The 22537-nt window shown below is 67.5% G+C and carries 22 protein-coding genes; 7 read left to right on the top strand and 15 right to left on the bottom strand.

Going from position 1 to position 22537, the window contains the following annotated elements; translation table 11 throughout:
• Positions 1-13 precede the first annotated feature (13 nt).
• On the top strand, positions 14-1591 hold the full coding sequence (locus tag ACL9RL_RS17145; protein ID WP_422781497.1) for a PspC domain-containing protein: 1578 nt from the start codon (positions 14-16) through the stop codon (positions 1589-1591).
• On the top strand, positions 1588-2103 hold the full coding sequence (locus ACL9RL_RS17140; RefSeq protein ID WP_422781496.1) for a hypothetical protein: 516 nt from the start codon (positions 1588-1590) through the stop codon (positions 2101-2103). The genes ACL9RL_RS17145 and ACL9RL_RS17140 overlap by 4 nt, the downstream gene beginning before the upstream one ends.
• Positions 2104-2214: 111 nt before the next feature.
• Here the strand turns inward: ACL9RL_RS17140 and trmD are convergent, their stop codons facing one another.
• The 4 genes from trmD to rpsP are packed head-to-tail and all read right to left on the bottom strand — an operon-like array spanning position 2215 to position 4262.
• Entirely contained in the window at positions 2215-2904 is a 690-nt protein-coding gene (trmD, locus tag ACL9RL_RS17135; RefSeq protein ID WP_422781495.1) for a tRNA (guanosine(37)-N1)-methyltransferase TrmD, read from the bottom strand.
• Between the two features lie 4 nt (positions 2905-2908).
• Positions 2909-3580 carry a ribosome maturation factor RimM gene (gene rimM / locus ACL9RL_RS17130; RefSeq protein ID WP_422781494.1) on the bottom strand — a complete coding sequence of 224 codons (672 nt, stop codon included), beginning with the start codon at positions 3578-3580 and terminating at the stop codon, positions 2909-2911.
• A 2-nt stretch (positions 3581-3582) separates the two neighbouring features.
• Complete coding sequence (locus tag ACL9RL_RS17125) at positions 3583-3834, bottom strand: RNA-binding protein (protein WP_422781493.1); 252 nt, start codon at positions 3832-3834, stop codon at positions 3583-3585.
• Positions 3835-3836: 2 nt separating this feature from the next.
• On the bottom strand, positions 3837-4262 hold the full coding sequence (gene rpsP, locus ACL9RL_RS17120; protein WP_422781492.1) for a 30S ribosomal protein S16: 426 nt from the start codon (positions 4260-4262) through the stop codon (positions 3837-3839).
• Between the two features lie 247 nt (positions 4263-4509).
• Between rpsP and ACL9RL_RS17115 the strand changes: the two genes are divergently transcribed.
• A complete protein-coding gene (locus ACL9RL_RS17115) occupies positions 4510-5661 on the top strand; it encodes a glutamate--cysteine ligase (protein ID WP_422781491.1) in 1152 nt (383 codons plus the stop codon).
• Positions 5662-5763: 102 nt separating this feature from the next.
• On the opposite strand, the gene ffh is transcribed toward ACL9RL_RS17115, so the two are convergent.
• Positions 5764-7314, bottom strand: coding sequence for a signal recognition particle protein (ffh, locus tag ACL9RL_RS17110; protein WP_422781490.1), 1551 nt, complete (start codon positions 7312-7314; stop codon positions 5764-5766).
• A gap of 148 nt (positions 7315-7462) precedes the next feature.
• Here ffh and lipB point away from each other — a divergent pair, with 148 nt between their 5' ends.
• On the top strand, positions 7463-8101 hold the full coding sequence (gene lipB, locus ACL9RL_RS17105; RefSeq protein ID WP_422781489.1) for a lipoyl(octanoyl) transferase LipB: 639 nt from the start codon (positions 7463-7465) through the stop codon (positions 8099-8101).
• Positions 8098-9111: a lipoyl synthase gene (gene lipA / locus ACL9RL_RS17100; protein ID WP_422781488.1), complete on the top strand. Its 1014-nt coding sequence runs from the start codon at positions 8098-8100 to the stop codon at positions 9109-9111. Before lipB ends, lipA begins: the two co-directional genes overlap by 4 nt.
• A 45-nt stretch (positions 9112-9156) precedes the next feature.
• On the opposite strand, the gene ACL9RL_RS17095 is transcribed toward lipA, so the two are convergent.
• From ACL9RL_RS17095 to smc, 3 genes are read right to left on the bottom strand one after another with little or no spacing between them, the layout of a single operon-like run.
• Positions 9157-9657, bottom strand: a complete 501-nt coding sequence (locus ACL9RL_RS17095; protein WP_422781487.1) for a DUF2004 domain-containing protein — start codon at positions 9655-9657, stop codon at positions 9157-9159.
• Complete coding sequence (gene ftsY / locus ACL9RL_RS17090) at positions 9657-10535, bottom strand: signal recognition particle-docking protein FtsY (protein ID WP_422781486.1); 879 nt, start codon at positions 10533-10535, stop codon at positions 9657-9659. The genes ACL9RL_RS17095 and ftsY overlap by 1 nt, the downstream gene beginning before the upstream one ends.
• Before the next feature lie 59 nt (positions 10536-10594).
• Positions 10595-14212, bottom strand: coding sequence for a chromosome segregation protein SMC (smc, locus tag ACL9RL_RS17085; RefSeq protein ID WP_422781485.1), 3618 nt, complete (start codon positions 14210-14212; stop codon positions 10595-10597).
• 225 nt (positions 14213-14437) lie between these two features.
• Here smc and ACL9RL_RS17080 point away from each other — a divergent pair, with 225 nt between their 5' ends.
• The gene (locus tag ACL9RL_RS17080) at positions 14438-15517 is read left to right on the top strand and encodes a GNAT family N-acetyltransferase (RefSeq protein ID WP_422781484.1); all 1080 of its coding nucleotides are present in this window, start codon (positions 14438-14440) and stop codon (positions 15515-15517) included.
• Between the two features lie 24 nt (positions 15518-15541).
• On the opposite strand, the gene mutM is transcribed toward ACL9RL_RS17080, so the two are convergent.
• From mutM to ACL9RL_RS17050, 6 genes are all read right to left on the bottom strand, one after another.
• Positions 15542-16432 (bottom strand): bifunctional DNA-formamidopyrimidine glycosylase/DNA-(apurinic or apyrimidinic site) lyase, encoded by an 891-nt coding sequence (mutM, locus tag ACL9RL_RS17075; RefSeq protein ID WP_422781483.1) that lies wholly within the window; start codon positions 16430-16432, stop codon positions 15542-15544.
• The gene (gene rnc / locus ACL9RL_RS17070) at positions 16416-17150 is read right to left on the bottom strand and encodes a ribonuclease III (protein WP_422781482.1); all 735 of its coding nucleotides are present in this window, start codon (positions 17148-17150) and stop codon (positions 16416-16418) included. Before rnc ends, mutM begins: the two co-directional genes overlap by 17 nt.
• Before the next feature lie 114 nt (positions 17151-17264).
• Positions 17265-17474, bottom strand: coding sequence for a 50S ribosomal protein L32 (rpmF, locus tag ACL9RL_RS17065; protein WP_056006932.1), 210 nt, complete (start codon positions 17472-17474; stop codon positions 17265-17267).
• A gap of 3 nt (positions 17475-17477) precedes the next feature.
• Positions 17478-17972, bottom strand: a complete 495-nt coding sequence (locus ACL9RL_RS17060) for a YceD family protein (protein WP_422781551.1) — start codon at positions 17970-17972, stop codon at positions 17478-17480.
• A gap of 105 nt (positions 17973-18077) precedes the next feature.
• Entirely contained in the window at positions 18078-18563 is a 486-nt protein-coding gene (gene coaD, locus ACL9RL_RS17055; RefSeq protein WP_422781481.1) for a pantetheine-phosphate adenylyltransferase, read from the bottom strand.
• Between the two features lie 103 nt (positions 18564-18666).
• On the bottom strand, positions 18667-20838 hold the full coding sequence (locus tag ACL9RL_RS17050) for an ATP-dependent DNA helicase RecG (RefSeq protein ID WP_422781480.1): 2172 nt from the start codon (positions 20836-20838) through the stop codon (positions 18667-18669).
• Positions 20839-20941: 103 nt separating this feature from the next.
• Between ACL9RL_RS17050 and rsmD the strand changes: the two genes are divergently transcribed.
• Positions 20942-21514, top strand: coding sequence for a 16S rRNA (guanine(966)-N(2))-methyltransferase RsmD (rsmD, locus tag ACL9RL_RS17045; RefSeq protein WP_422781479.1), 573 nt, complete (start codon positions 20942-20944; stop codon positions 21512-21514).
• On the opposite strand, the gene thiL is transcribed toward rsmD, so the two are convergent.
• Positions 21502-22515: a thiamine-phosphate kinase gene (gene thiL / locus ACL9RL_RS17040; RefSeq protein WP_422781478.1), complete on the bottom strand. Its 1014-nt coding sequence runs from the start codon at positions 22513-22515 to the stop codon at positions 21502-21504. The two genes, rsmD and thiL, sit on opposite strands and share 13 nt — an antisense overlap.
• Positions 22516-22537 lie beyond the last annotated feature (22 nt).

Below are 22537 nucleotides of genomic sequence, written 5' to 3'. Positions count from 1 at the left end.
GCACACTCGAAGCATGACGAATTCACCTGCTGGCGATCAGCACCCCCCGAGCGGCGCAACGCCGCCCAAGGACGGCATCACGTCGTTCTTCAACTGGTTCCGCTCGACCGGGCTCCAGCGCAGCGACTCCCGCTGGATCGGCGGCGTCGCCGGTGGCATCGCGGCTCGTCTCGGCATCGACCCGATCATCGTGCGCGGCATCTTCATCGTCGTCGCCGTGCTCGGCGGACCAGCGCTCTTCCTGTACGCCGCCGCCTGGGCGCTCGTTCCGGACACCGCAGGGAGGATCTACCTCGAACGCGCCATCCGCGGCATCTTCGACCCGGCGATCGTCGCCATCGGCATCCTCGTCCTGTTCACGGTCGTCCCCTTCATGCGCGGACTGTGGTGGGCCGGCGCTCCGGGCTGGTGGAACATGCCCGCGTGGCTTCAGGGCACGCTGACCACTGGTTGGGTGCTTGCGCTCGTCGCCGTGATCGTGTGGCTCATCATCCGGTTCGCCCGTCGCGACGAGCCGGGTGCGACGAACCAGGCCCAGAGCCCGGGCGCCCAGCAGCCGGGCACCCAGCAGCGCGACTACTGGACGAGCGACGCGAACCTCGGCACTCCCGCTCCGGGGTCGGGTGCCACGTTCGTCGCCGGCGCAGGCGGTGCGGCCACAGCAGCCGACACAGCGACCCAGGCGCAGACCTCGGCGTTCGCGGCAGAGGCGAGCACCTTGCCGACCGCACAAACCACCGCCCCGACGGCTCCGACCGCCGCCTTCGCCGGAGCGACCCCGACGACGCCGTACGGGACGCCCGCCCCAGGATTCGCCCCCCAGCCCATGCACCACGGCGCCCGACGAGCAGGGTGGACGTCGCAGGAGTTCCGCGAGGAGGTCCAACGTCAACGGGAAGAACAGGCGCGCGCCGACCGCGCACGTGCACTGCAGCGCCGCCACACCGTCCCTGGTGCCGGCTTCATCGCGATCTCCCTCGGACTCGCCCTCGTCGGCGGCGCCGTCGCGGCCGTCTTCATCACCCAGGCCGGGCTGCCGCATGCTGCACTCGTCACCGGTATCGGAACAGCACTCGCCGTCGTCGCGCTTGCGACCGTCGTCGCCGGGATCATGGGCCGCAATAGCGGCTGGCTCGCCTCCTTCGCCTGGATCGGCGTCATCGCCCTCCTGGTCGTCGGCGTCGTCCCGGCCGGGACGCAGATGCAGCCGTTCGGGCGGAGCGACTGGCATGTGACCAGCTCCAGCCCGACTGCGCCGCAGGGATTCGCGATGATCGCCGGCGCACCGACCGTCGACCTCTCAGACCTGGACGCCCCTGGCGCACGCCTCGGCGGAACGATCGACGTCTGGCTCGGAGCCGGCAAGCTCGACCTCGTCCTGCCCGATGACGTCCCGGTCATCGTCAAACTGCAGACCCTGGCCGGCACGATGGACATCGAGGACCGCGCCGGCGAAACCGAGCGAGGCGGAGTGTTCTACCGCAACGAAGCACGCTTCGGCCGCACGGCATCACCTGACACCGTCACCGTCCAGGTCTGGATGCTCGCCGGCACAACACACATCACCGACGACGAACGGGCAGGACGATGAGCGAACAGCACGACCCCACGGAAGGCGCGGCAGCAGCAACAACGCCGACGGACATCCAGCAGACGTCGGACACTCAGACGACGCCGACCGCACCGACCGAGCGTCTCGACGCGGGCACCGGAGGAGCAGCACCGGCGGGGGCCGCGCAGTTCCCCGGCTCACGCATGGACTGGTTCCCGATGGGGTCCGCCACCTCCGCAGGACCCGCCGGTTCGGCAGGACCCGCCGAACCTTTCGGACCCACCGGAGCTAGCGGCACAGCTGGACAGACCGCCCCAGGCGTTCATCCCACCGGCGGCTCCTCGTCGACGGAGCCGTCCGCGCCCCAGCGTCGATCGGCTCGCTTCGGCACGATCCTCTGGGGTGTGCTCCTGCTCACCTTCGCGGCGGCGATCGTGACGAACGCCGTGACGGCCATCTCGATCGACCCTGTCACGTGGATCATCACCGCGCTCATCGGTGTCGGAGCGATCCTCATCGTCGCCGGCATCGCTGCGGCCATCCGTCGCTAGCATCTCCACACACCCACATAGACAACATCCTTCGTTCTCCGGAAGCAGTCGGCACGGGTTGCACCACACAACCGACGTGCACGTCTTCCGGAGAACGGAGGATGTGGTGTCTTAAGGGAGGAGATCTGGACGAACTTCGCGCGTGCGGATCAGCTGCTGCTCGCGGCGCCACGCGGCGATCGCACCGTGGTTGCCGCTCAAGAGCACCGGCGGGACGTCGAGTCCGCGCCAGGCGGAGGGCTTGGTGTAACTCGGGTACTCCAGCAGACCGTCCTCGTGCGACTCCTGCACCAGGCTCTCCGGATTCCCGACGACGCCGGGCACCAGGCGGCCGATCGCCTCGATCATCGCCATCACGGCGACCTCTCCGCCGTTCAGCACGTAGTCCCCGAGGCTCACGAGGCGCACACGCGCACGCGCAGCGGTGTGCTCAAACACTCGGTGGTCGATCCCCTCGTACCGGCCGCAACCGAATACGAGGTGCTGCTCCTCGGCCAATTCGCGGGCCATGGCCTGGGTGAACACCTCACCGGCCGGAGACGGGAAGATGACGATGGGGTCGTCCTCGGAGTCGTCGCCGAGGATGTCGTCCATCGCCTCGCCCCACGGCTCAGGCTTCATCACCATGCCGGCACCGCCGCCGTACGGGGTGTCGTCGACGGTGCGGTGCCGGTCGTGGGTGTGGTCGCGCAGGTCGTGCACACCGAGCTCGATGAGCCCGGTCTGCCTCGCTTTGCCGAGCAAGGAGATGTCCAGCACATCGAAGAACGCGGGGAAGATCGTCACGATGTCGATGCGCATGACGTCAGTCCTCGGTGCTGGTCTCGGGCGGGGTCTCTGCGGAGTCTGCGTCATCGGCGTCGTCGGCGACGTGCTTCGCCGCACCGCGCTTGGACGGCTGCGACGTCTCCGGCTCCGGCTCGCCCGAGTCCGGGATCTCTTCGAAGAGACCGGTCGGAGGGGTCACGGTGACGATGCCCGATGCGATGTCGACGGTCGGCACGATGGCCTTCACAAACGGGACCATCACCTCGCCGTCGTCCGTCTTGACGATCAGGAGATCCTGCGCCGGCATGTGGTCGACTCTGGCGACCGTTCCGACCTGGACGCCGTCGCGCTGCACGGAGAGGCCGACGAGCTGGTGGTCGTACCAGGCGTCCTCGTCCTCCGGGAGGTCTGATTCGTCCTGCTCGACCCACAGGATCGCCTTGACGAGCGTCTCTGCTTCGGACCGATCGTCGACGCCGACGAAGAACCCGACGGGTTGGCTGTTGTACCAGCGCAGCTCGACGAGTTCGAGTGTCTTGTTGCGCCACTTCGATCCGGTCGGCACCTGGAGGGTGAACGTGGAACCGGGTGTGAAGCGGCGTTCGGGCTCATCGGTGTACAGCTCGATCTTGAGCGCACCCTTGAGGCCGTGTGCCTTGGTGAGTCGGCCGACCCGCAACTGGGTCTTGGGCTCCTTCTCCTCGCTCACCGTCACGCGGTGGCGCCGGAGGCGTCTGTGTCGACGACGTCGACTCGGACCCGTCGGCCGTCGGCGAGAGCCGACACGAGGGTCCGCAAAGCCTTTGCGGTGCGACCGGCACGACCAATGACGCGACCGAGGTCCTCGGGGTTCACACGAACCTCGAGGACCTCGCCGCGTGCAGAGTTCTGTGCCGTGACGCGCACGTCATCGGGGTGATCAACGATCCCCTTGACGAGGTGTTCAAGCGCAGGAGCGAGCAAGGTTACGCCTGCTCTGCTTCGGTTGCTTCTTCAGCGGGTGCTGCAGCCTCTTCGACCGGAGCAGCCTTCGCGGGCGCCTCAGCCTTGGGCTTCAGGACCGGCTTCTTCTTCTCGTCGGCGACGAAGGCGACCTTGGCCTCCTTGACGCGAACGGTGCTGACCGCGTCCTTGTCACCCTTGAACTTGCCCCAGTCACCCGTGAGCTTGAGGAGCGCAGCGACCTGCTCGGTCGGCTGTGCGCCGACGCTCAGCCAGTACTGCGCGCGCTCGGAGTCGACCTCGATGAACGAGGGCTCCTCGGTGGGGTGGTACTTGCCGATCTCTTCGATGACACGGCCGTCGCGCTTCGTGCGCGAGTCCGCGACGACGATGCGGTAGTACGGCGCGCGGATCTTGCCGAGGCGCTTGAGACGGATTTTGACAGCCACAATTCTCCTGAAAATGTATGTTGTTTGAGCGTGCTCGCTGTCGAACGGTGGGGCCACACAACGACGCGAAAACTTTGGTGATGCCGCGAGCGCCGGATAGAGGGTCGAACGGTCGCAGACTCAACGGTCCATTCTGCCAGACTTCCGGCCCTCACGGTAATCGGCGTTCACGCACAACCGCAATCCATCGCGTGACGTGTGAGGATTGGCGTAGATTTCGGACGGAATCGGATGGCGAGGGGTGGGTATGACGATCGAATTCGCGCGATCAGAGCGATCGACGGTCGGCCTCGAATGGGAGATCGCCCTCGTCGACCGCGACACGGGAGACCTGGTGTCCGTCGCAGATGAGGTCCTGACCTCCCTCCGCAAACCCGATGGCGCGAACCACGACCACATCACGGGCGAACTCCTCCTCAACACGGTCGAACTCGTGAGCGGCGTCCACCACACGGTGCCGGACGCCATCGCCGACCTCCAGGGCCAGATGGCAGAGGTCCGCCGCATCACCGACCCGATGGGCGTCGAACTGATCTGCAGCGGCTCGCACCCCTTCGGCCAGTGGTACGACCAGCAGGTCACGGACAAGGAGCGGTACCACAAGCTCATCGACCGCACCCAGTGGTGGGGCCGCAACATGATGATCTGGGGCGTGCACGCTCACGTCGGCGTCGAGCACGTCGACAAGGTCCTCCCCCTGATGAACGGGCTCCTCACGTTCTTCCCGCATCTGCAGGCGCTCTCAGCCTCGAGCCCGTACTGGGGCGGCGTCGACACCGGCTACGCCTCGAACCGCGCATTGATGTTCCAACAGCTCCCCACCGCTGGACTCCCCTATCAGCTCTCCACCTGGGAGCAGTTCGAGGACTACGTCGACGACATGACCGTCACCGGCATCATCGAGGACCACACGGAGGTGCGCTGGGACATCAGACCCTCGCCGCACTGGGGCACGGTCGAGATGCGCGCGTGCGACGGCGCGTCGACCGCCGGCGAGTTCGCAGCGCTCGCATCGCTCATCCACTGCCTGACCGAACATCTCTCCGACCGGCTGGACGATGGCGAGAGCCTCCAGACCCTGCCGCCCTGGTACGTGCGCGAGAACAAGTGGCGTTCGGCCAGGTACGGTCTGGATGCCGAGATCATCCTCGACTCCTCCGGCCACGAGCGTCTCGTCACCGACGACATCCGCGACCTCCTGGAGACGCTTGCGCCGATCGCGAAACGACTCGGTTGCACCGAGGAGCTCGCGAGCGTCGACACGGTGTTGCAGCACGGCGCGAGCTATCAGCGACAGCTCGCCGTCGCGGCGGCGAACGGCGGCAGCCTGCAGGCGGTTGTGAGCTCGCTGGCGCACGAACTGCGTTATGGGGTCGGCGGGCAGCCGCCGACGGCGTAACACTTCGATGAACGACGTCGGGCCCCGCTCCACAGTTGGAGCGGGGCCCGACGTTCATCTGCTCACCGGACGATCATCAACCGCGGTGGGCTCGAACGCGCGTTAGCGGCCGAGGAACTTCTGCAGCTCGGCCAGCTCCGCCTCGGTGGGAGCCGCCTTGCCCGGCTTGCTCCCGAGCCCGAAGCCGGCGCCGCTCGGCGCCTCGACGGCCGCGGCTGCGATGCCGGAGTTCTCGGCGGCACGCTTGGCCGGGTTCCCTGAACGAGAGCCCTTCTTCTTCTGCTGCTGCACCTTCTTGCCGCTGTGGCCGCCAGGCACCGGGCCCATCCCCGGGATGTTCGGAACCCCGCCCTTCGCGACCGTCTTCATCATCTTGGCGGCCTGCTCGAACCGGTTGACGAGGCCGTTGACCTCGGTGACCGTCATGCCGGAGCCCTTCGCGATGCGGAGCCTGCGCGAACCGTTGAGGACCTTCGGGTTGGTGCGCTCGAGCTTCGTCATCGACTGGATGATCGCCTCGGTGCGGATGATCTCGCGCTCGTCGAAGTTCTCGAGCTGCTGCTTCATCTGCCCCATGCCCGGCAGCATGCCCATCATCTTCTTGATGGAGCCCATGCCGCGCAACTGCTGCATCTGCTTGAGGAAGTCGTCGAGCGTGAACGTGTCCGTCGCGAACTTCTCGGCGACCTTCCGCGCCTCTTCTTCGTCGAAGTTCTCCTGCGCCTGCTCGATGAGCGTGAGGATGTCGCCGAGGTCGAGGATGCGGCTGGCCATGCGGTCGGGGTGGAAGGGCTCGAAATCATCGAGGCCCTCACCCGTGGAGGCGAAGATGATGGGACGGCCGGTGACCGAGGCGATGGACAGTGCCGCGCCGCCTCGCGCGTCACCGTCGAGCTTGGAGAGGACGACACCGGTGAAGTCGACACCGTCCTGGAACGCCTTCGCGGTCGTGACGGCGTCCTGGCCGATCATGGCGTCGATGACGAAGAGCACCTCGTCCGGGTTGACGGCCTTGCGGATGTTGGACGCCTGCTTCATGAGCTCGGCGTCGACGCCGAGACGACCGGCGGTGTCGACGATGACGGTGTCGTACTGCTTCTGCTCGGCGAACTTGACGCCGTCTCTGGCGACCTTCACCGGGTCGCCGACGCCGTTGCCCGGCTCGGGAGCGTAGACCGGGACGCCGGCCTGCTCGCCGACGACCTGGAGCTGCGTGACGGCGTTGGGGCGCTGGAGGTCGGAGGCGACGAGGAGCGGCGTGTGCCCGTCCTTCTTGAGCCACTTCGCCAGCTTGCCGGCGAGCGTGGTCTTACCCGCACCCTGGAGACCGGCGAGCATAATGACGGTCGGCGGCTTCTTCGCGAACTCGAGACGGCGCTGCTGTCCGCCGAGGATCGTGATGAGCTCGTCGTTGACGATCTGCACGACCTGCTGGGCCGGGTTGAGCGCACGGTTGACCTCGTCGCCGAGAGCACGGTCGCGGACGCGAGCCGTGAAGGCCTTGACGACGTCGAGCGAGACGTCGGCGTCGAGCAGTGCGCGACGGATCTCGCGGACGGTGCCGTCGACGTCTGCCGCCGACAACTTGCCCTTCGTGCGAAGGTTCTTGAACGTTTCCGCGAGGCGGTCAGAGAGGGTACCGAACGTTGCCATGATCCCTCCAGTTTAGGGCAGCCGGGACCTGGGCGCTGTCGGGCGGCGCGCGCCGAGCGCGAACACCCGATGCGGAGTGCAGCACGGGTCCGGAAACACCTCGGATGTCGATTAAGTGGACGCCATCCAAAAATGCTACGGTGTCGCCATGACGACGGTTCAGATCGTGGGGCTCTCCCCCGCCTACGTGCCCTACCTCGACGGCTGGGAACTGCAACGCTCGATCCACACCAAGGTGGTGGAGGGCGCCAGATCCGACACCCTCCTCCTCTGCGAACACCTCCCGGTCTACACGGCGGGAAAACTCACACGAGCCCACGAACGACCCGACGACGGAACGCCCGTGGTCGATGTCGACCGCGGCGGCCGCATCACCTGGCACGGCCCAGGACAGCTCACGGGCTACCCCATCGTCCGTCTCCCGGAGCCCGTCGACGTCGTCGCCCATGTGCGGGTGCTCGAGGAACTGATGATCAGGGTCATCGCCGAGTTCGGCGTGGTCGGGCATCTCGTCGAGGGGCGATCGGGCGTGTGGGTCGGCCACGGTCCGCTCGAGTCGAAGATCGGCGCCATCGGCGTCCGGGTGAAGTCCGGCGTCACGATGCACGGCTTCGCGCTCAACTGCGACAACTCACTCGATCCGTTCTCCCACATCGTGCCGTGCGGCATCTCCGACGCCGGCGTCACCACGATCACCCGTGAGACCGGCATCCGCACGACGCCGGCCGATGTCATCGATGCCGTGACGAGACACTTCGCCGCACTCCACGAGACGGTGCCGGCATGAGCGCGTGCGGCGGCAACACCCCGGCGCCAGACACGGTCGGCGGCCGGAAGCTGCTCCGACTCGAAGTCAGGAACGCGCAGACCCCCATCGAGCGGAAGCCGGACTGGATCAAGACCAAGGCCACCATGGGTCCCGAATACCGGACGCTCCAGACCCTCGTGAAAGAGGAGGGCCTGCACACGGTGTGCCAGGAGGCCGGCTGTCCCAACATCTACGAGTGCTGGGAGGACCGCGAGGCCACCTTCCTCATCGGTGGTTCCCAGTGCACAAGACGCTGCGACTTCTGCCAGATCGACACAGGGAAACCAGCCGACTACGACACGGACGAACCGAGACGGGTCGCGGAGTCGGTCAGCCGGATGGGGCTGCGATACGCGACCGTGACGGGAGTCGCTCGCGATGATCTCCCGGACGAGGGGGCGTGGCTGCACGCTGAGACGGTCCGGCGCATCCACGCCGACAACCCGGGGACGGGCGTCGAGATCCTCGCGACGGACTTCTCCGGCAATCCGGCACTCCTGCAGGAGGTCTTCTCGTCACGTCCGGAGGTCTTCGCCCACAACGTCGAGACGGTGCCGCGCATCTTCAAGCGCATCCGGCCGGCGTTCCGGTACGACCGTTCGCTCGACGTCCTGACCCAGGCGAGGGCGGCCGGGCTCATCACGAAGTCGAACCTCATCCTCGGCATGGGTGAGGACCGGGCTGAGATCAGCCAGGCGCTCGAAGACCTGCACGATGCCGGAACCGACATCATCACCGTCACCCAGTACCTGCGCCCGACGCCCCGGCACCTGCCGGTGGATCGCTGGGTCAAACCGCAGGAGTTCCTGGAGATCAAGGAGGAGGCTGAGGAGATCGGATTCCTGGGCGTCCTCGCCGGACCGCTCGTCCGCTCGTCCTACCGCGCCGGCCGGCTCTGGGCGCAGTCGATGACGGCGAAGGGACGCGAGTTGCCCGACGGCCTCAAGCACCTCGCCGACGCATCGCTCGGCTTCGCGCAAGCGGTGTGACGGGCTCACGCGCCCGCGTCGGCGCCGCGGGAGGGAAGCGCCTGCTCAGTCCTCGCTGGTCACTCCCGTGACCTCGCCGTCCGAGCTGTAGGCCACGAGCAGTACGCCGTCCAGCTGGTCGGCATCGAGCGAGTACTCGAAGACCGCGAACGGCTCCCCCGCACCGTGCTGGTGCGGGGAGAAGCCGACGCTCAACAGGGTCATGGACCGGATGACGTCGACGTCCCGGTCGCCGGACTGGTCGACGAGGACGTCCTCGATCGACTCGCCCAGCTCGTCGACGGCCTGCACGATGTACTCGGTGACCTCAGAGGTGCGGTCGTCGACCTCGCTCAGCATCGCCTCACGGGATCGCAGGTCGAAGCCTTCGAGCGCCAGGATCATGGCAGCTGCCAGATCGAGCGCCTCCTCCGTGATATCCGACTCGTCCGGGGCGCTGAGATCGACAGAGACCGACTGCTCGCCCACGTCGATGTTCTCCGACCAGTACACCCCGCCGCCCGGCTCGCTCGCGATGATGCCGAAGTAGTCGTGTTCGATGGCCATCAGTTGCCCACCAGGTTCTGTGCGAAGACGTGCGGCGTAAAACCGGTGAGGTCGCCGATGGACTCCCCCTGGCCGACGAGCTTGATCGGGATGCCCGTCTTCTCCTGCACTGCCAGCACGAAGCCGCCCTTGGCGGAGCCGTCGAGCTTCGTCAGCACCAGACCGGTCACTCCGGCGTGTTCGATGAACGCCTGCGCCTGCGAGAGGCCGTTCTGGCCCGTCGTCGCGTCGAGCACGAGGAGGACCTCGGCGATGGGGGTCTGCTTCTCGACGACCCGACGGATCTTGGACAGCTCGTCCATCAGACCGCCCTTGGTCTGCAAACGGCCGGCCGTATCGATGATGACGATCTCGGTTCCGGACTGCTTCGCGTACTCGATGGTCTGGAACGCGACGGATGCCGGATCCTGGCCCTGCTGCTGCGGCCGGACGATCTGCGCCCCGGCCCGCTCCGCCCAGGTGGCGAGCTGCTCGACGGCGGCGGCGCGGAAGGTGTCGGCCGCGCCGACGACGACTGTGCGGTCGTAGTTGCGGAGGAACTTCGCGAACTTGCCGATCGTGGTCGTCTTGCCGACCCCGTTCACACCGACCACGAGGACCACCGCCGGTCGGTCGCTGAGCTTCAGCGTCGTGTCGAACTTCGAGAGCCGTTCTTCGACCTCTTCGCGCAGCATCCGCTGGAGGTCGCGCGGGTCGGTGGTGCGGTAGCGGTCGACCTTCGCGTGGAGTCCGTCGACGATCGACTCCGTCACGTCCGGGCCGAAGTCGGCGCCGATCAGCGCGTCTTCGAGATTCTCCCAGGTGGACTCGTCGATCGTGGGTCGTTGGAACATGCCTTTGAGGGCTCCGGAGAGCGACCAAGGTGTGCGTTCTGCCATGGACTCAGCGTAGCCGGAGCTGCGGGGCAGGGTGTACGTCGCCGTACGTGCAGCCGTGGTCAGCTGGCGCGTTCCTCCGCGACCCGCTGGCCGACGACCGCCGACACGCCGTCCTGCCGCATCGAGACGCCGTAGAGCGCGTCCGCGATCTCCATCGTGCGCTTCTGGTGGGTGATGACGATGAGCTGGCTCGTCTGACGTAGATCCTCGAAGATCGCGAGCAGCCGGCCGAGGTTCGCGTCGTCCAGCGCCGCCTCGACCTCGTCCATGATGTAGAACGGGCTGGGGCGGGCCTTGAAGATTGCGATGAGGAGTGCGACGGCCGCGAGCGACCGCTCACCGCCGGAGAGCAGCGACAACCGCTCGATCTTCTTGCCGGCCGGCTTCACCGAGACCTCGATGCCGGTCGTCAGCATGTTGTCCGGGTCGGTCAGGGTGATGCTGCCCGTTCCGCCGGGGAACAGGATCGGGAAGACCTTGCCGAACGCTTCCTTCGTGTCCTCGAACGCGCTCGCGAAGATGACCTCCATCTTGCCGTCGATGTCCTCGATGATCGACAGGAGGTCCTTGCGGGTGTTCGTGAGGTCGGTCAGTTGCTCGGTGAGGAAGAGGTGGCGCTGTTCGAGCGCCGCGAACTCTTCGAGCGCGAGCGGGTTCACCCGGCCGAGGCGCGCGAACTTCCGCTCCGCCTTCGCGAGGCGCTTCTCCTGCGCCGCGCGGACGAACGGGATGCCGGCCGGCGGCGCTTCGCCGTCGTCCGGGGTGACGAGGGGGTCGGCTTCGATCGGAGCCGCAGCCGGTTCCTCTGCGTCCTCGCCTCCGTCCTCGTCGTCGAGTCCCGCCGATGCACGCGGCGTGGCGGGGTCGATCGGCACGAGCACGTCCGGACCGTACTCGGCCACGAGGACGTCTTCGACGAGTCCGAGCTCGGAACCGGCGCGTTCGAGGAGGCTCGACAGGTGGAGCTTCTTCTCGTAGATCTGCAGTTCGAGGCCGTGCACGTTCTCGGTGATGACCTGGAGGCGCTGCCGGAGCGACGACTCGTCGCGTCGGAGGCTCACGAGCTCCTGGTTCTGGCTGGCGCGCTTCGCTTCCGCATCGGCGAGGGCCAGCCTGGCTTGAGCGACGGAGCGGTCGACGGAGTCGAGCACTGGCGGCAGCGCGTCGACGACCGATGTCGCCGTCGAGACCTGCCTGGCTCGGATGACCGCTCGTCTGGCGGCCTCTTCCGCGGCGGCGCGATCGGCCTGGCGCTGGCGTTCGAGGGCGACGCCCCTCGCTTCTTCGGCGCGGACCCGTTCTCTGGCCGTTTCGAGCTGCAGCCGTGACTGCACCTCCGCCTCTCGGGCGGCATCGAGCTCGGCGGACAACCGGTCCCTCGCCGAGACGTCCAGCATGGGGCGGGGCCTGGCGCGCGCCGTCTCCAACTCGCTCTTTGCGAGTGCTGCGGCCCGTTCGGCCTCGTCGACGGCCTCCTGCGCACGCACCCGGGTCGCTTCGAGACGTCCGAACTCGGCCTCGGCGGCCTCGAACTGCACGGTGACCCGGTTGACGCGTTCCGCCTGGGCCGCGAGTTGCGCATCGAATTCCCGGAGCGCGGCGAGCGCCGCCTGGGACCGCTGCTTGGTCTCCTGCACGATGCTGCGCTGCTCGGCCAGGTCGAAGCTCGCGCGTTCGATGAGCGATTCGACCTCGCCGTGGCGCTCGGCCGCTGCGTCACGCTCTGCGAGGAGTTCGATGCGGCTCTGCTCGCCGCCTGTGCCGCCGCTCAGCAGGTATTCGGTCGCGACGTCGCCCGTGCGGGTGACGAAGGTGAATCCGGCGGATGCCGCGCCAAGCGCCTCGCGCGCTGCGACGGCGGCTGCGAGGTCGTCGACCACGAGGATCTGGGACAGGATCCCGAGCACCCCGTCCGGCGCCTGCACGAGATCGGCGGCCGAAATCATTCCCTCCGGAGCAGGGACTCTGCGGGAACCGGAGGTCGCGATGACCACGTCGACCCGTCCCAAGTCGTGTTCCGCGGCGTACGCGATGGCGCGGAGCGCGGCTTCGCCGTCGTCGGCCACCGCCGCTTCTGCGAGCGTACCGAGGGCTGCTGCGATCGCCGGCTCGTATCCGGGCGAGACCTGCACACACTCGGCGACGATGCCGGAGACGCCGTCGAGGCCGCTCCTGGCGACCTCCGCAGAGCCCGTCTTGATGTCGAGGGCGCGGGACAGGGCGCTCGTCTTCGCGCCGAGCGAGTCGCGTTCGCGCTCCAGCCCGTGCAGGGCTTCACGGAGGCGTTCGATCTCGCTCTCGGCTGCGACGAGTTCCTTCTGCGCGAGCTCGTAGGCGTCGTCGAGGCCGGAGGCATCCGGGTCGGTGATCGCCGGGTCGTCCTCGAGCGCCGCGTACTGCAGGCGGGCCTCGTCTCGTCTGAGGGTCGCGGCGTCGATCTGGTTCTGCTGTCGGAGGAGTTCTCCTCGGACGGCGGCGAGTTTCGATGCAGCCGTGTCCGCCTGACCGGAGAGCTTCGTGATCTCCAGGTCGTGTCTCGACACGAGGGCGCTCTGCGCGGCGATCTCCACGTCGACGGCGTCCAGCTCGGCCCGCTTCGCCTTCGTCGCCTGCTGGGCGGCTGCGAGGGCCGCTTCGGATTCGCCGACGGCTCCACGGAGGATGACGACCTCTGCCGCCGCGTCATCGACCATCTGCTGGGTCACACGGGACTCTGTCTGCACGGACTCCGTCTGCGAGCCGAGGAGGGCGAGTCGCTGGTTTGCGAGCGTGTAGAGGTTGCGGAGCCGCTCCTGCACACTCTCCAGTTCGAAACTCACGCGTCGCGCCTCGTCGACCGCGTCGCCGACCTGGGCCTGCTCGATGCGTTGGATGCGCAGTTGCGCCTGTTCCAGCTGCTCCTGCACCACGATGCGTTCGCTGTGACGTTCGCTCTCGGAGCGGTTGTAATCGCCGAGCGCGCGCCGGAGGGCGACGACGTCGTCGGCGAGGATCCGCGCCCTGGCGTCTCGCACGACCGCGGCGATCGTCTGGGCCTCGCGGGCGATCTCCGCCTGCTGTCCGAGGGGCTTCAGCTGCCGCCTGATCTCGCCGGCGAGGTCGCTCAGGCGTGTGAGGTTCGTCTGCATCGCATCGAGCTTGCGGAGGGTCTTCTCCTTGCGACGGCGGTGCTTGAGGATGCCGGCCGCTTCTTCGATGAAGCCGCGGCGGTCCTCCGGTGTCGCGTGCAGCACGGCATCGAGCTGTCCCTGCCCGACGATAACGTGCATCTCCCGCCCGAGACCGGAATCGCTCAGGAGCTCCTGGACGTCGAGGAGGCGACAGGTGTCACCGTTGATGGCGTATTCGCTGCCGCCGTTGCGAAACAGCGTGCGGCTGATCGTGACCTCGGTGTAGTCGATGGGCAGCGCGCCGTCGGCGTTGTCGATCGTGAGTGTGACCTCTGCACGGCCGAGCGGTCCGCGCGTGGAGGTGCCGGCGAAGATGACGTCCTCCATCTTGCCGCCACGGAGCGTTTTGGCGCCCTGCTCCCCCATGACCCACGCCAGGGCGTCGACGACGTTCGATTTGCCGGAACCGTTCGGTCCGACGACGCACGTCACACCCTGCTCGAACGCGAACGTCGTGGGTGCGGCGAACGACTTGAACCCCTTGAGCGTCAGGCTCTTCAGGTACACGTGCACCTCACTCTCACGGTCACGGGATGCTGAACCTACGGTAGCGAACGATCGACGCGCAGGTGGCCATCCACGCGGCGCTTCCGCCGCAGAACCATCACGATCCGGTTCCGGCGGTTCCGCGGCGCCACCGTGCGGAGTAGTCTGATCGGCTGTCCTGGTGCCGACATGTGTCGGCCACTCAGCGGGCGGCACCTCGACCACAGCGCTCGGAAGGACCGCACCATGGACATCGAGATCAGGCCGCTCCAGGTTCCCGAACGCGTCGATGCGCCGGAGGCCGCGACGTTCAGCGAGCAGCTGGAGCTCGGCAACGCCCTCGAACGCGAGGTCTGGGGCAACGACGACTTCGACCGCACGCTCGACGCAGTCCTCCCCTCTTACCTCGACCAGCGCTTCGAGCGGCGGATCGGCATGACCGCGCACCTCGACGGAGAACTCGTCGGTCGCGGCGTCGTCGCCTATCAGCGTGGCGAGGGTGAGACCACCGCGTGGCTGGAAGTCGGCGTCGCGCCGGCCGCCCGCAGACGTGGCGTCGGCAGTGCACTTCTCGCCGATGCGGAAGCGGCCGCCCTGGCGGAGGGCCGGACGATCGCGGAGATCGCCACGCAACACACCGTCGAGCAGGTTCAGGCAAGCGCAACACGATTGGGCGGTTCGGATGGCGAACGAGTCATCCCGGGCGACGATCCGGCGGTGCTGTGGGCACTTGCCCGCGGCTACACGCTCGGTCAGGCCGAGCGCATGAATCGATGCGATGTCGCCGCCATCGCGTCGGACCTCCCCCAGCTGATCGCCGACGGTGAGCGTCGCTCAGGAGCCCGTTATGCACTGCGGTACTGGTCGGGTCGGACGCCGAGCGACCTCCTCGACACGATGGCGAACGCGCGCGAACACATGGCGCTCGACGTCCCGGCCGGCGGTCTGCACGTCGATGCAGAGCACTGGAGCGCGTCCCGCGTCGAGAATCGGGACGGCCAGTTCATCGCCAGCGGTGAAACACCCCTCGGCGTCGCAGCCATCCACCTCGAATCCGGCACGATCGCCGGCTACAGCGAACTGATCCTGACGGACGGCAAGCAGATCGCCGAGCAGTACGACACCCTCGTCCTCGCCGACCATCGCGGTCACGGTCTCGGCATGCGTCTGAAGGCCGCGAATCTCCGACGCCTGATCGACCTGGCACCCGAACGCACCCGCGTCTACACCTGGAACGCCGACGAGAACCGCTACATGCTCGCCATCAACGACCGCCTCGGCTTCCGGGTCGTCGGCTACACCGGCATCTGGCAGCGCGCGCTGTAGCGGCGTCTTCGGCTCAGATCCGGCTCACACCCGCGGCTGGCACGTCGGACAGAAGTGCGAGGAGCGGTTCATGAACTGCTCCCGCACGATCGTGTCACCGCACCGCGAGCACGTCTTCCCCTGCCGCCCGTAGGCATTGAGGGAGTGCGCGAAGTAGCCGGCCTGACCATTCACGTTGACGTACTGGGCATCGAAGCTCGTGCCGCCCTCCGCAAGTGCCTTCGCAAGCACTGCACGCACCTCCGCGAGGAGCAGGCGCGTCCGCACATCGCCCAGCGTGGACGTCGGCTCCTCATAGTTGATCTTCGCCGCCCACAGCGCCTCATCGGCATAGATGTTGCCGATGCCGCTCACCAGCGTCTGGTCGAGGATCGCGCGCTTCACACCGGTGCGCTTCGCAGCGAGCGAAGCGACGAACAGGTCGTCGTCGAACGCGGGATCGATGGCGTCCCGCGCGATGTGGGCGACCTGGCTCGGGATGAGTGCGGCAGCATCGCCGAACCCGCCGTGCACACCGTCGTCCGTCGCGAGCAATCGGTCGACGGCCATCGACCCGAAGATGCGCTGATCGACGAAGTGGAACCACAGCTCCCCGTGCTCCGGGTGATCGAGATGCAGTCGGATGCGCAACTGCCGGTCGTCTGGCGCGCCCGGCTCGCGCAGGAGCATCTGCCCGCTCATCCCGAGATGACCGACGATCGCTTCATCGCCGTCGAGCGGGAACCACAGGAACTTGCCCCGACGCACGGCGGAACGGATGGTTCGTCCAGCGAGCCTGGCCGAGAAGTCCGCGGACCCCAGCACATGCCGTTTCACCGAACGCGCGTCGAACACCTCGACTCCTGCGATGACCGCTCCCGTGACCGCCGGCTCCAGGCCGGCCCTGACCACTTCGACTTCAGGAAGTTCTGGCACTGATGTCCGTCCACGCTTCGAGCGCGGCCGCCATCTCCGCGTGCTTCTTGCTGCTGCCACTGCCCGTCGCCGTGTACGGCCCGACCGTGACGGTCGCGACGAACCGACGATTGTGGTCCGGTCCGGTACTCACGATGTCGTACACGGGTGCCGAAGCGCCGATGAGCGCCGCAGCCTCCTGCAGGCTCGTCTTCGGATCCATCGCAGCCCCGAATCGCTCCGGGTTGTTCACCAGCGGGTCGACGAGGCGCAGCACGAGCGCCGTCGCCTGCTCTGGGCCTGCCGACAGATACGTGGCGCCGATGACGGCCTCCATCGTGTCGGCCAGGATCGAAGCCTTGTCACGGCCACCGGTGAGGTCCTCGCCCTTGCCGAGGCGCACCTGCTCCCCCAGGCCGATGCCCCTGGCGATCTCCGCGAGGGCGATCGTCGACACGAGGCTCGCCCGACGCTTCGCGAGCTGACCTTCATCGAGTTCGGGGAAATCGCGGTACAGCATGACCGTGACGGCCTGCCCGAGGATCGAGTCGCCGAGGAACTCAAGACGCTCGTTGTGCGGAACGCCGCCGTGCTCATAAGCATACGAGCGGTGCGTCAATGCGAGCTCGAGGAGCTCCAGCGAGACCGGAACGCCGAGCTGTTCCGCGAACGCAACAACACCGGGGTCTGGTTCCCAATCGGAACCGACCCCGGTGTTGTTCTGGTGTTGAGACGTCATGCCAAACCCTTCGAACGCAACCGAGCGGCCAACGTTCACCTCACTCGTTGCATCGCCGACCGAATGGTCGGAGGCCGACATCACCGCGCATCGGCCAGAGGCCGAGCACACGGATCAAACGTCAGCGACCTTGCGGCCCTTGTATTCCAGGTACAGGGCGGTGCCCTGCGAGTCTTCGACGACCTTGGCGCGGTGCGGCAGGCTGTAGGTGACGCGACCGTTCTCAACCGTCTTGACGAGGGTGGGGACAGCGGCCTTCCACTGCGAGCGACGCGAGCGGGTGTTCGAGCGCGAGACCTTCCGCTTCGGAGGGTTTCCAGCCATGGCTTATTTCTCTTCTCTGTCTGCAGTGCTGGTGTCGCCAGCACTGGGGTCTGTGGAAAAGCTCGAGAGCGCAGCCCAGCGAGGGTCTGTTGCTTCTTGAGGATTTCGTTCCGGGATTTCGGCCAGTCGCTCCCCGGTCTCTGGGTCGAGTCCGGGGCAATCCGGCTGGCACACCGGCTGAAACGGCAATGCGAGTACAACCGCATCTCTGACCAGAGATTCAAGATCCACGTGGTCATCGTGAACCTCGAAGTCAGACGCTTCCTGACCAGGATACGCGAAAAGCTCCTGAAACTCGACTTCGACAGGCAGAGAGATGTCACGGAGGCATCGTCCGCACTCGCCGACCGCCGTCGTATCGACCTCTCCGGTCACGAGGACGCCCTCATGAACGGACTCGAGACGGACGTGTTCGAAGATGGTCGAACCCTCCGCAACGGCGACCAGACCCTCACCGAGGTGGTCGGTCAACACGATCTCGTAGTCGTGCTCACGCATCTCACCCGGGTGGCCGATCAGGTCTCGCACATTGACGCTGTACGGGGACGTTGGTGTTCTCTTCCTAGTCACGATCGTCGATTCTACGCGTCCGTGAGGCGGTGCTCACCCGTTCTGGAGGAACGTGGCCACAACCGGCGGCACGTACGGGCTGACATCGCCGCCGAGTCCGGCCACCTGGCGCACGAGCGAGCTCGACACGTGCGCATGCGCGGGGTCTGGCAGCAGGAAGACGGTCTCGACGCCGGCGAGGCTCCGGTTCATGATGGCCATGGGCGTCTCGTACGCGACGTCCACCTGTGACCTGATGCCCTTCACGAGCACACTCGCACCGACATCGGTGCAGTAGTCGACGAGCAGACCGACGTTCCACTGCGCCACGACGATGTTCTCGTGCGGGAACCCGGCGCCGCTGATCGACTGTTCCAGCAGACTCACGCGTTGCGGCATCGGCAGGAGAGCCGTCTTGCCCGGGTTGTGCACCACGAGCACGTGCAGCTCGTCGAAGATTCGGGCTGCCCGCTCGATGACATCGAGGTGTCCGAGCGTGACGGGGTCGAATGAGCCGGGGACGACGGCGATCCTCTTCATGCCACCAGCCTAGCCGCAGGGTATGCCGCGAACGGGATGCGATCCGCAACGACCGACACGGCCGCGGCACGCAGGGAGCAGGGAGCAGCGAGCGGTGCCGGCGTCAGTTCTTGCTGAGTGCTGCACGTTCCGATTCGTCGAGCCTGCGTTGCAGCGCATCGATGATCGCCGGATGGCCGCCGAGGTCCGGGTCGACCTGCAGCACACGGGCAGCGTCACCCCTGGCGTCGGAGATGAGGTCGCCGTCGAAGGCGACCCTGAGGATCTTGAGTGAGGACCTGCCGCCGGACTGCGCAGTTCCCAGCACGTTGCCCTCCCGCCGCAGCTCGAGGTCCACTTGCGCGAGGTCGAACCCGTCGAGTGTGGCCGCGACGGCCTCCACCCGCTCCCGCGCGATCGTCTCGGGCTCCGCCGCGGTCACGAGCAGGCACAGCCCCGGCACACCGCCTCGACCGACGCGGCCCCGCAACTGATGCATCTGCGACACCCCGAAGCGGTCTGCGTCGAGCACGACCATCGTGGAGGCGTTCGGCACGTCGACACCGACCTCGATGACCGTCGTCGCGACGAGCACTTTGATCTCGCCCGCGGCGAAGGCGAGCATGGTGCGCTCCTTCTCCTCTGACGTCATCCTCCCGTGGAGCGCTTCGATCCGGACCCCGGCGAACAACGGGTGCCCCCGCAACCCTTCAAGGGTGGCGGTCACGGATGCGATGGGTCGTGTGGGATCGCCGTCCTCCTCGTCGAGTTCTTCACCCGGCTCGATCTGCTTCGCATCGATCGCCGGGCAGACCACGAACGCCTGCCGCCCGAGCGCCAATTCCTCCGCCATGCGCTCCCAGACGCGCCCGATCCACCCCGGGTGGTCGGTGAGCGGCACCACGAACGACTCGATGCCCTGCCTGCCCTTGGGCAGCTCGCGGATGGTGCTCACGTCGAGGTCGCCGAAGACCGTCATGGCGACCGTGCGCGGGATGGGCGTTGCCGTGAGCACCAGCACATGCGGAGGCGTGCGGCCCTTGCGGCGCAGGACATCGCGTTGCTCGACGCCGAACCGGTGCTGCTCGTCGACGACGACGAGCCCGAGGTCGTAGAAATTGACGTTGTCGCCCAGCAGCGCGTGTGTACCGATCACGATGCGCGCCTGCCCGGAGACGATGCGCAACAGCGCCTTCTTGCGCTCCGCCGCGCCGACCTGGCCGGTGAGGAGCGTCGGCATGAGTTCAGCGGCGAGATCGGGGCCGAGCGATCGGACGATCGACCGCAGATGCTGCGCCGCGAGCACTTCCGTCGGGGCGAGGAGCGCCGACTGCCCGCCGGAATCGGCCACGGCAGCCATCGCTCGCAGCGCGACGAGCGTCTTTCCGGACCCGACCTCGCCCTGGACCAGACGGTTCATCGGCTCGGGAGACGCCATGTCGCTCGCGATCTCCGCGCCAACGGTCTGTTGATCTCCTGTGAGCGAGAACGGCAGCGCAGCATCGAGCCGAGTCAGATACCCGTTCTCCGACGGGAGTCGGGGGTCGGCCAGCAGTGCACGAGACGCCGCCCGCTGCTGCAGGAGCGCTGTCTGCATCAGGAACGCCTCCTGGTACCGCAACGACCTCCTCGCCTGCTGCCAGTCCCGGTCTGCCTGCGGAGCGTGCACGGCCCTGATCGCGTCGTCGAAAGACATCTCTCCGCGTGCGGCCCTGACCTCGTACGGGACCGGGTCCTCGAGCTTCGGGAGGGCATCGAGCACGAGGGCCATCGACTTCTGGATCTGCCAGCTGGCGATCGTGTTGGTCGCCGGGTAGATGGGGATCGGGGTGTCTGCCCACCGCTTGGCGTCGGGCGTGGCGAGCGCCGGAGCCTCGCTCTCATCCGGGAACATCTCATAGTCCGGATGCGCCAGCTGGTAACTGCCGCGGTAGTCGCCCACCTTGCCGGCGAAGATGCCGCGCAGCCCGGGCCGGAGTTCTTTGGCGCGCCACGCCTGATTGAAGAACGTGAGCGTGAGCCGCCCCTGCCCGTCGGAGATGACGACCTCGAGCAATGACCCGCGACGCTGCTTCATGCTGCGCTCACGGACCTCGAGCACATCGGCGACGATCGTGACGTTCTCCCCGAGCGGCAGCGTGCCGAGCGCCGTCAGCTCTCCGCGCCGTGCATACCGCCTGGGGTAGTGCTCGAGCATCTCCCCCACGGTCTCGATGCCGAACGCACGCTGCAACGCCGTCGCCGTGCGGCCCCCGAGGACACCGCCGAGCTTGGCACTCAGAGAGGTCTCGGTCATGCGACGAGTCTATTCGCGGCCGCCGACATCGCCTCCGCCGCCCACGAGGTGGCGCCGGGATACCGCGTTGGCGATCTCGCACTCCGACTGCAAGGATGGACGGATGGCCGGTATCAGGATCATCTCGGGATTTGCCGGTTCGCTCACGATCCGCGTCCCGAACAGCGGAACACGCCCCACGAGCGACCGCGTGCGCGAGGCGCTCTTCTCCGCACTCGAAGCACGCGACGCCATGGACGGCGCAGAGGTCCTCGACCTGTACTCGGGTTCCGGCGCGCTGGGCCTGGAGGCGGTCAGCAGGGGCGCCGTCTCTGCCGTCTTCGTCGATCGCTCGGCGGACGCCGCGAAGGTCTGCCGCAGCAACGCCAAGATCGTCAGTGCCGCGGCCCCGAAGAGCGCGACGCCTCGGATCACCGTGCACGCCCAATCCGTCGGCGCCTACCTCGCCGGAGCGACGGTGCCATTCGACCTCGTCTTCGTCGACCCGCCCTACGACCTGCCGGAAGCCGAACTGACGTCGAACCTCCAGGCCCTCGGCACGCTCATCGCCCCCGACGGGATCCTGCTCGTCGAACGCAGCTCCCGCTCCCCCGAGCCGCAGCTGCCGCCGGAGCTCGAACTGCTGAAGAAGAGCACCTACGGCGAGACACTCGTCTGGTGGGTTCAGCCCGCCTGATCGTTCCAGTCGCGGTAGGGGTCCCATCCGCCCGCGCCGAGGTATGGCGCGTCATCGACGTGCACCCCGGCACCGGCCTCGACGATCCCGATGCGACGGAACGGCTCCGGGAGCTCTGTCCCGGCCGGGAACATCGCGAGCAGCGAGTGGTCCTCGCCGCCGGCGAGGGCCGTCTGCACGTCGTCTCCGAGGAGCGACGAGTCGAACCGGATGGCGACACCGCTCGCGTTCGCGAGGCGTCTGGCGTCGAGCGCCAAACCGTCGGAGAGGTCGAGCATCGCCGTCGCCCCGGCATCGGCGGCGATGACTCCGGCCCTGATCGGCGGTGACGGCTTCAGCTGAGGCAGGACGTCCGACTCACGTGTCGAACGCAACTCCTCCGCGCGCTCGGCCGACGGCGTCCCGTCCTCGTCGACGCCGAGCGTGAACAGCAGGCGCAGCCCGGCAGCTGCCGCGCCGAGCGGTCCTGCGACCGCAACGACATCGCCGACATGGGCGCCTGATCGCAGCACGGGAGCCCGTCCGCCGAGATCGCCGAACGCGGTGATCGCGATCGTGAACGTCTCCGACACCGCGAGATCCCCGCCGACCACACCACAGCCATCGGTCAGCGCCTCGCATGCGTCGCGCAGCCCGTCGGAGAACCCGTCGAGCACGGCGACCGGCAGCCACTTCGGCATCGCGAGGGCGACGACCAGTGCGGTCGGACTCGCTCCCATCGCAGCGATGTCCGCGAGGTTCGTCGCGGCGGCCTTCCAGCCCAGGTCGTGTGCACTCGACCACGCGAGACGGAAGTCCGGTCCGTGGATCATCGTGTCTGTCGTCACCACAAGACGACCGTCCGGGACGGAGACCACGGCCGCATCGTCGCCTGGGCCGAGGAGCTCTCCCGCCGCGCGCGGCAAGCGAGGGAAGATCCTGGCGAGCAGTTCCGCCTCGCCGAGGTCGCCAACCGTCGGGACCGCTCGCATCGATTCGGTCGTGTTCACAGCCTCGGTCATACGATCAACGGTAGCCTGAAAG

The sequence above is a fragment of the Plantibacter sp. Mn2098 genome, from assembly GCF_049319745.1.
GTDB lineage: Bacteria > Actinomycetota > Actinomycetes > Actinomycetales > Microbacteriaceae > Plantibacter.
This window is presented reverse-complemented; position numbering and strand designations above follow the sequence as displayed.

What these genes read in the sequence shown, in the direction of transcription:
- ftsY (WP_422781486.1), bottom strand. Translation starts at nt 10,535, where the DNA reads ATGGCAGAACGCACACCTTGGTCGCTCTCCGGAGCCCTCAAAGGCATG.
- rpmF (WP_056006932.1), bottom strand. Translation starts at nt 17,474, where the DNA reads ATGGCTGGAAACCCTCCGAAGCGGAAGGTCTCGCGCTCGAACACCCGC.
- trmD (WP_422781495.1), bottom strand. Translation starts at nt 2,904, where the DNA reads ATGCGCATCGACATCGTGACGATCTTCCCCGCGTTCTTCGATGTGCTG.
- ACL9RL_RS17115 (WP_422781491.1), top strand. Translation starts at nt 4,510, where the DNA reads ATGACGATCGAATTCGCGCGATCAGAGCGATCGACGGTCGGCCTCGAA.
- ACL9RL_RS17060 (WP_422781551.1), bottom strand. Translation starts at nt 17,972, where the DNA reads ATGCGTGAGCACGACTACGAGATCGTGTTGACCGACCACCTCGGTGAG.
- ACL9RL_RS17140 (WP_422781496.1), top strand. Translation starts at nt 1,588, where the DNA reads ATGAGCGAACAGCACGACCCCACGGAAGGCGCGGCAGCAGCAACAACG.
- lipA (WP_422781488.1), top strand. Translation starts at nt 8,098, where the DNA reads ATGAGCGCGTGCGGCGGCAACACCCCGGCGCCAGACACGGTCGGCGGC.
- ffh (WP_422781490.1), bottom strand. Translation starts at nt 7,314, where the DNA reads ATGGCAACGTTCGGTACCCTCTCTGACCGCCTCGCGGAAACGTTCAAG.
- ACL9RL_RS17050 (WP_422781480.1), bottom strand. Translation starts at nt 20,838, where the DNA reads ATGACCGAGACCTCTCTGAGTGCCAAGCTCGGCGGTGTCCTCGGGGGC.
- ACL9RL_RS17145 (WP_422781497.1), top strand. Translation starts at nt 14, where the DNA reads ATGACGAATTCACCTGCTGGCGATCAGCACCCCCCGAGCGGCGCAACG.
- ACL9RL_RS17080 (WP_422781484.1), top strand. Translation starts at nt 14,438, where the DNA reads ATGGACATCGAGATCAGGCCGCTCCAGGTTCCCGAACGCGTCGATGCG.
- lipB (WP_422781489.1), top strand. Translation starts at nt 7,463, where the DNA reads ATGACGACGGTTCAGATCGTGGGGCTCTCCCCCGCCTACGTGCCCTAC.
- rnc (WP_422781482.1), bottom strand. Translation starts at nt 17,150, where the DNA reads ATGACGTCTCAACACCAGAACAACACCGGGGTCGGTTCCGATTGGGAA.
- thiL (WP_422781478.1), bottom strand. Translation starts at nt 22,515, where the DNA reads ATGACCGAGGCTGTGAACACGACCGAATCGATGCGAGCGGTCCCGACG.
- ACL9RL_RS17095 (WP_422781487.1), bottom strand. Translation starts at nt 9,657, where the DNA reads ATGGCCATCGAACACGACTACTTCGGCATCATCGCGAGCGAGCCGGGC.
- rsmD (WP_422781479.1), top strand. Translation starts at nt 20,942, where the DNA reads ATGGCCGGTATCAGGATCATCTCGGGATTTGCCGGTTCGCTCACGATC.
- coaD (WP_422781481.1), bottom strand. Translation starts at nt 18,563, where the DNA reads ATGAAGAGGATCGCCGTCGTCCCCGGCTCATTCGACCCCGTCACGCTC.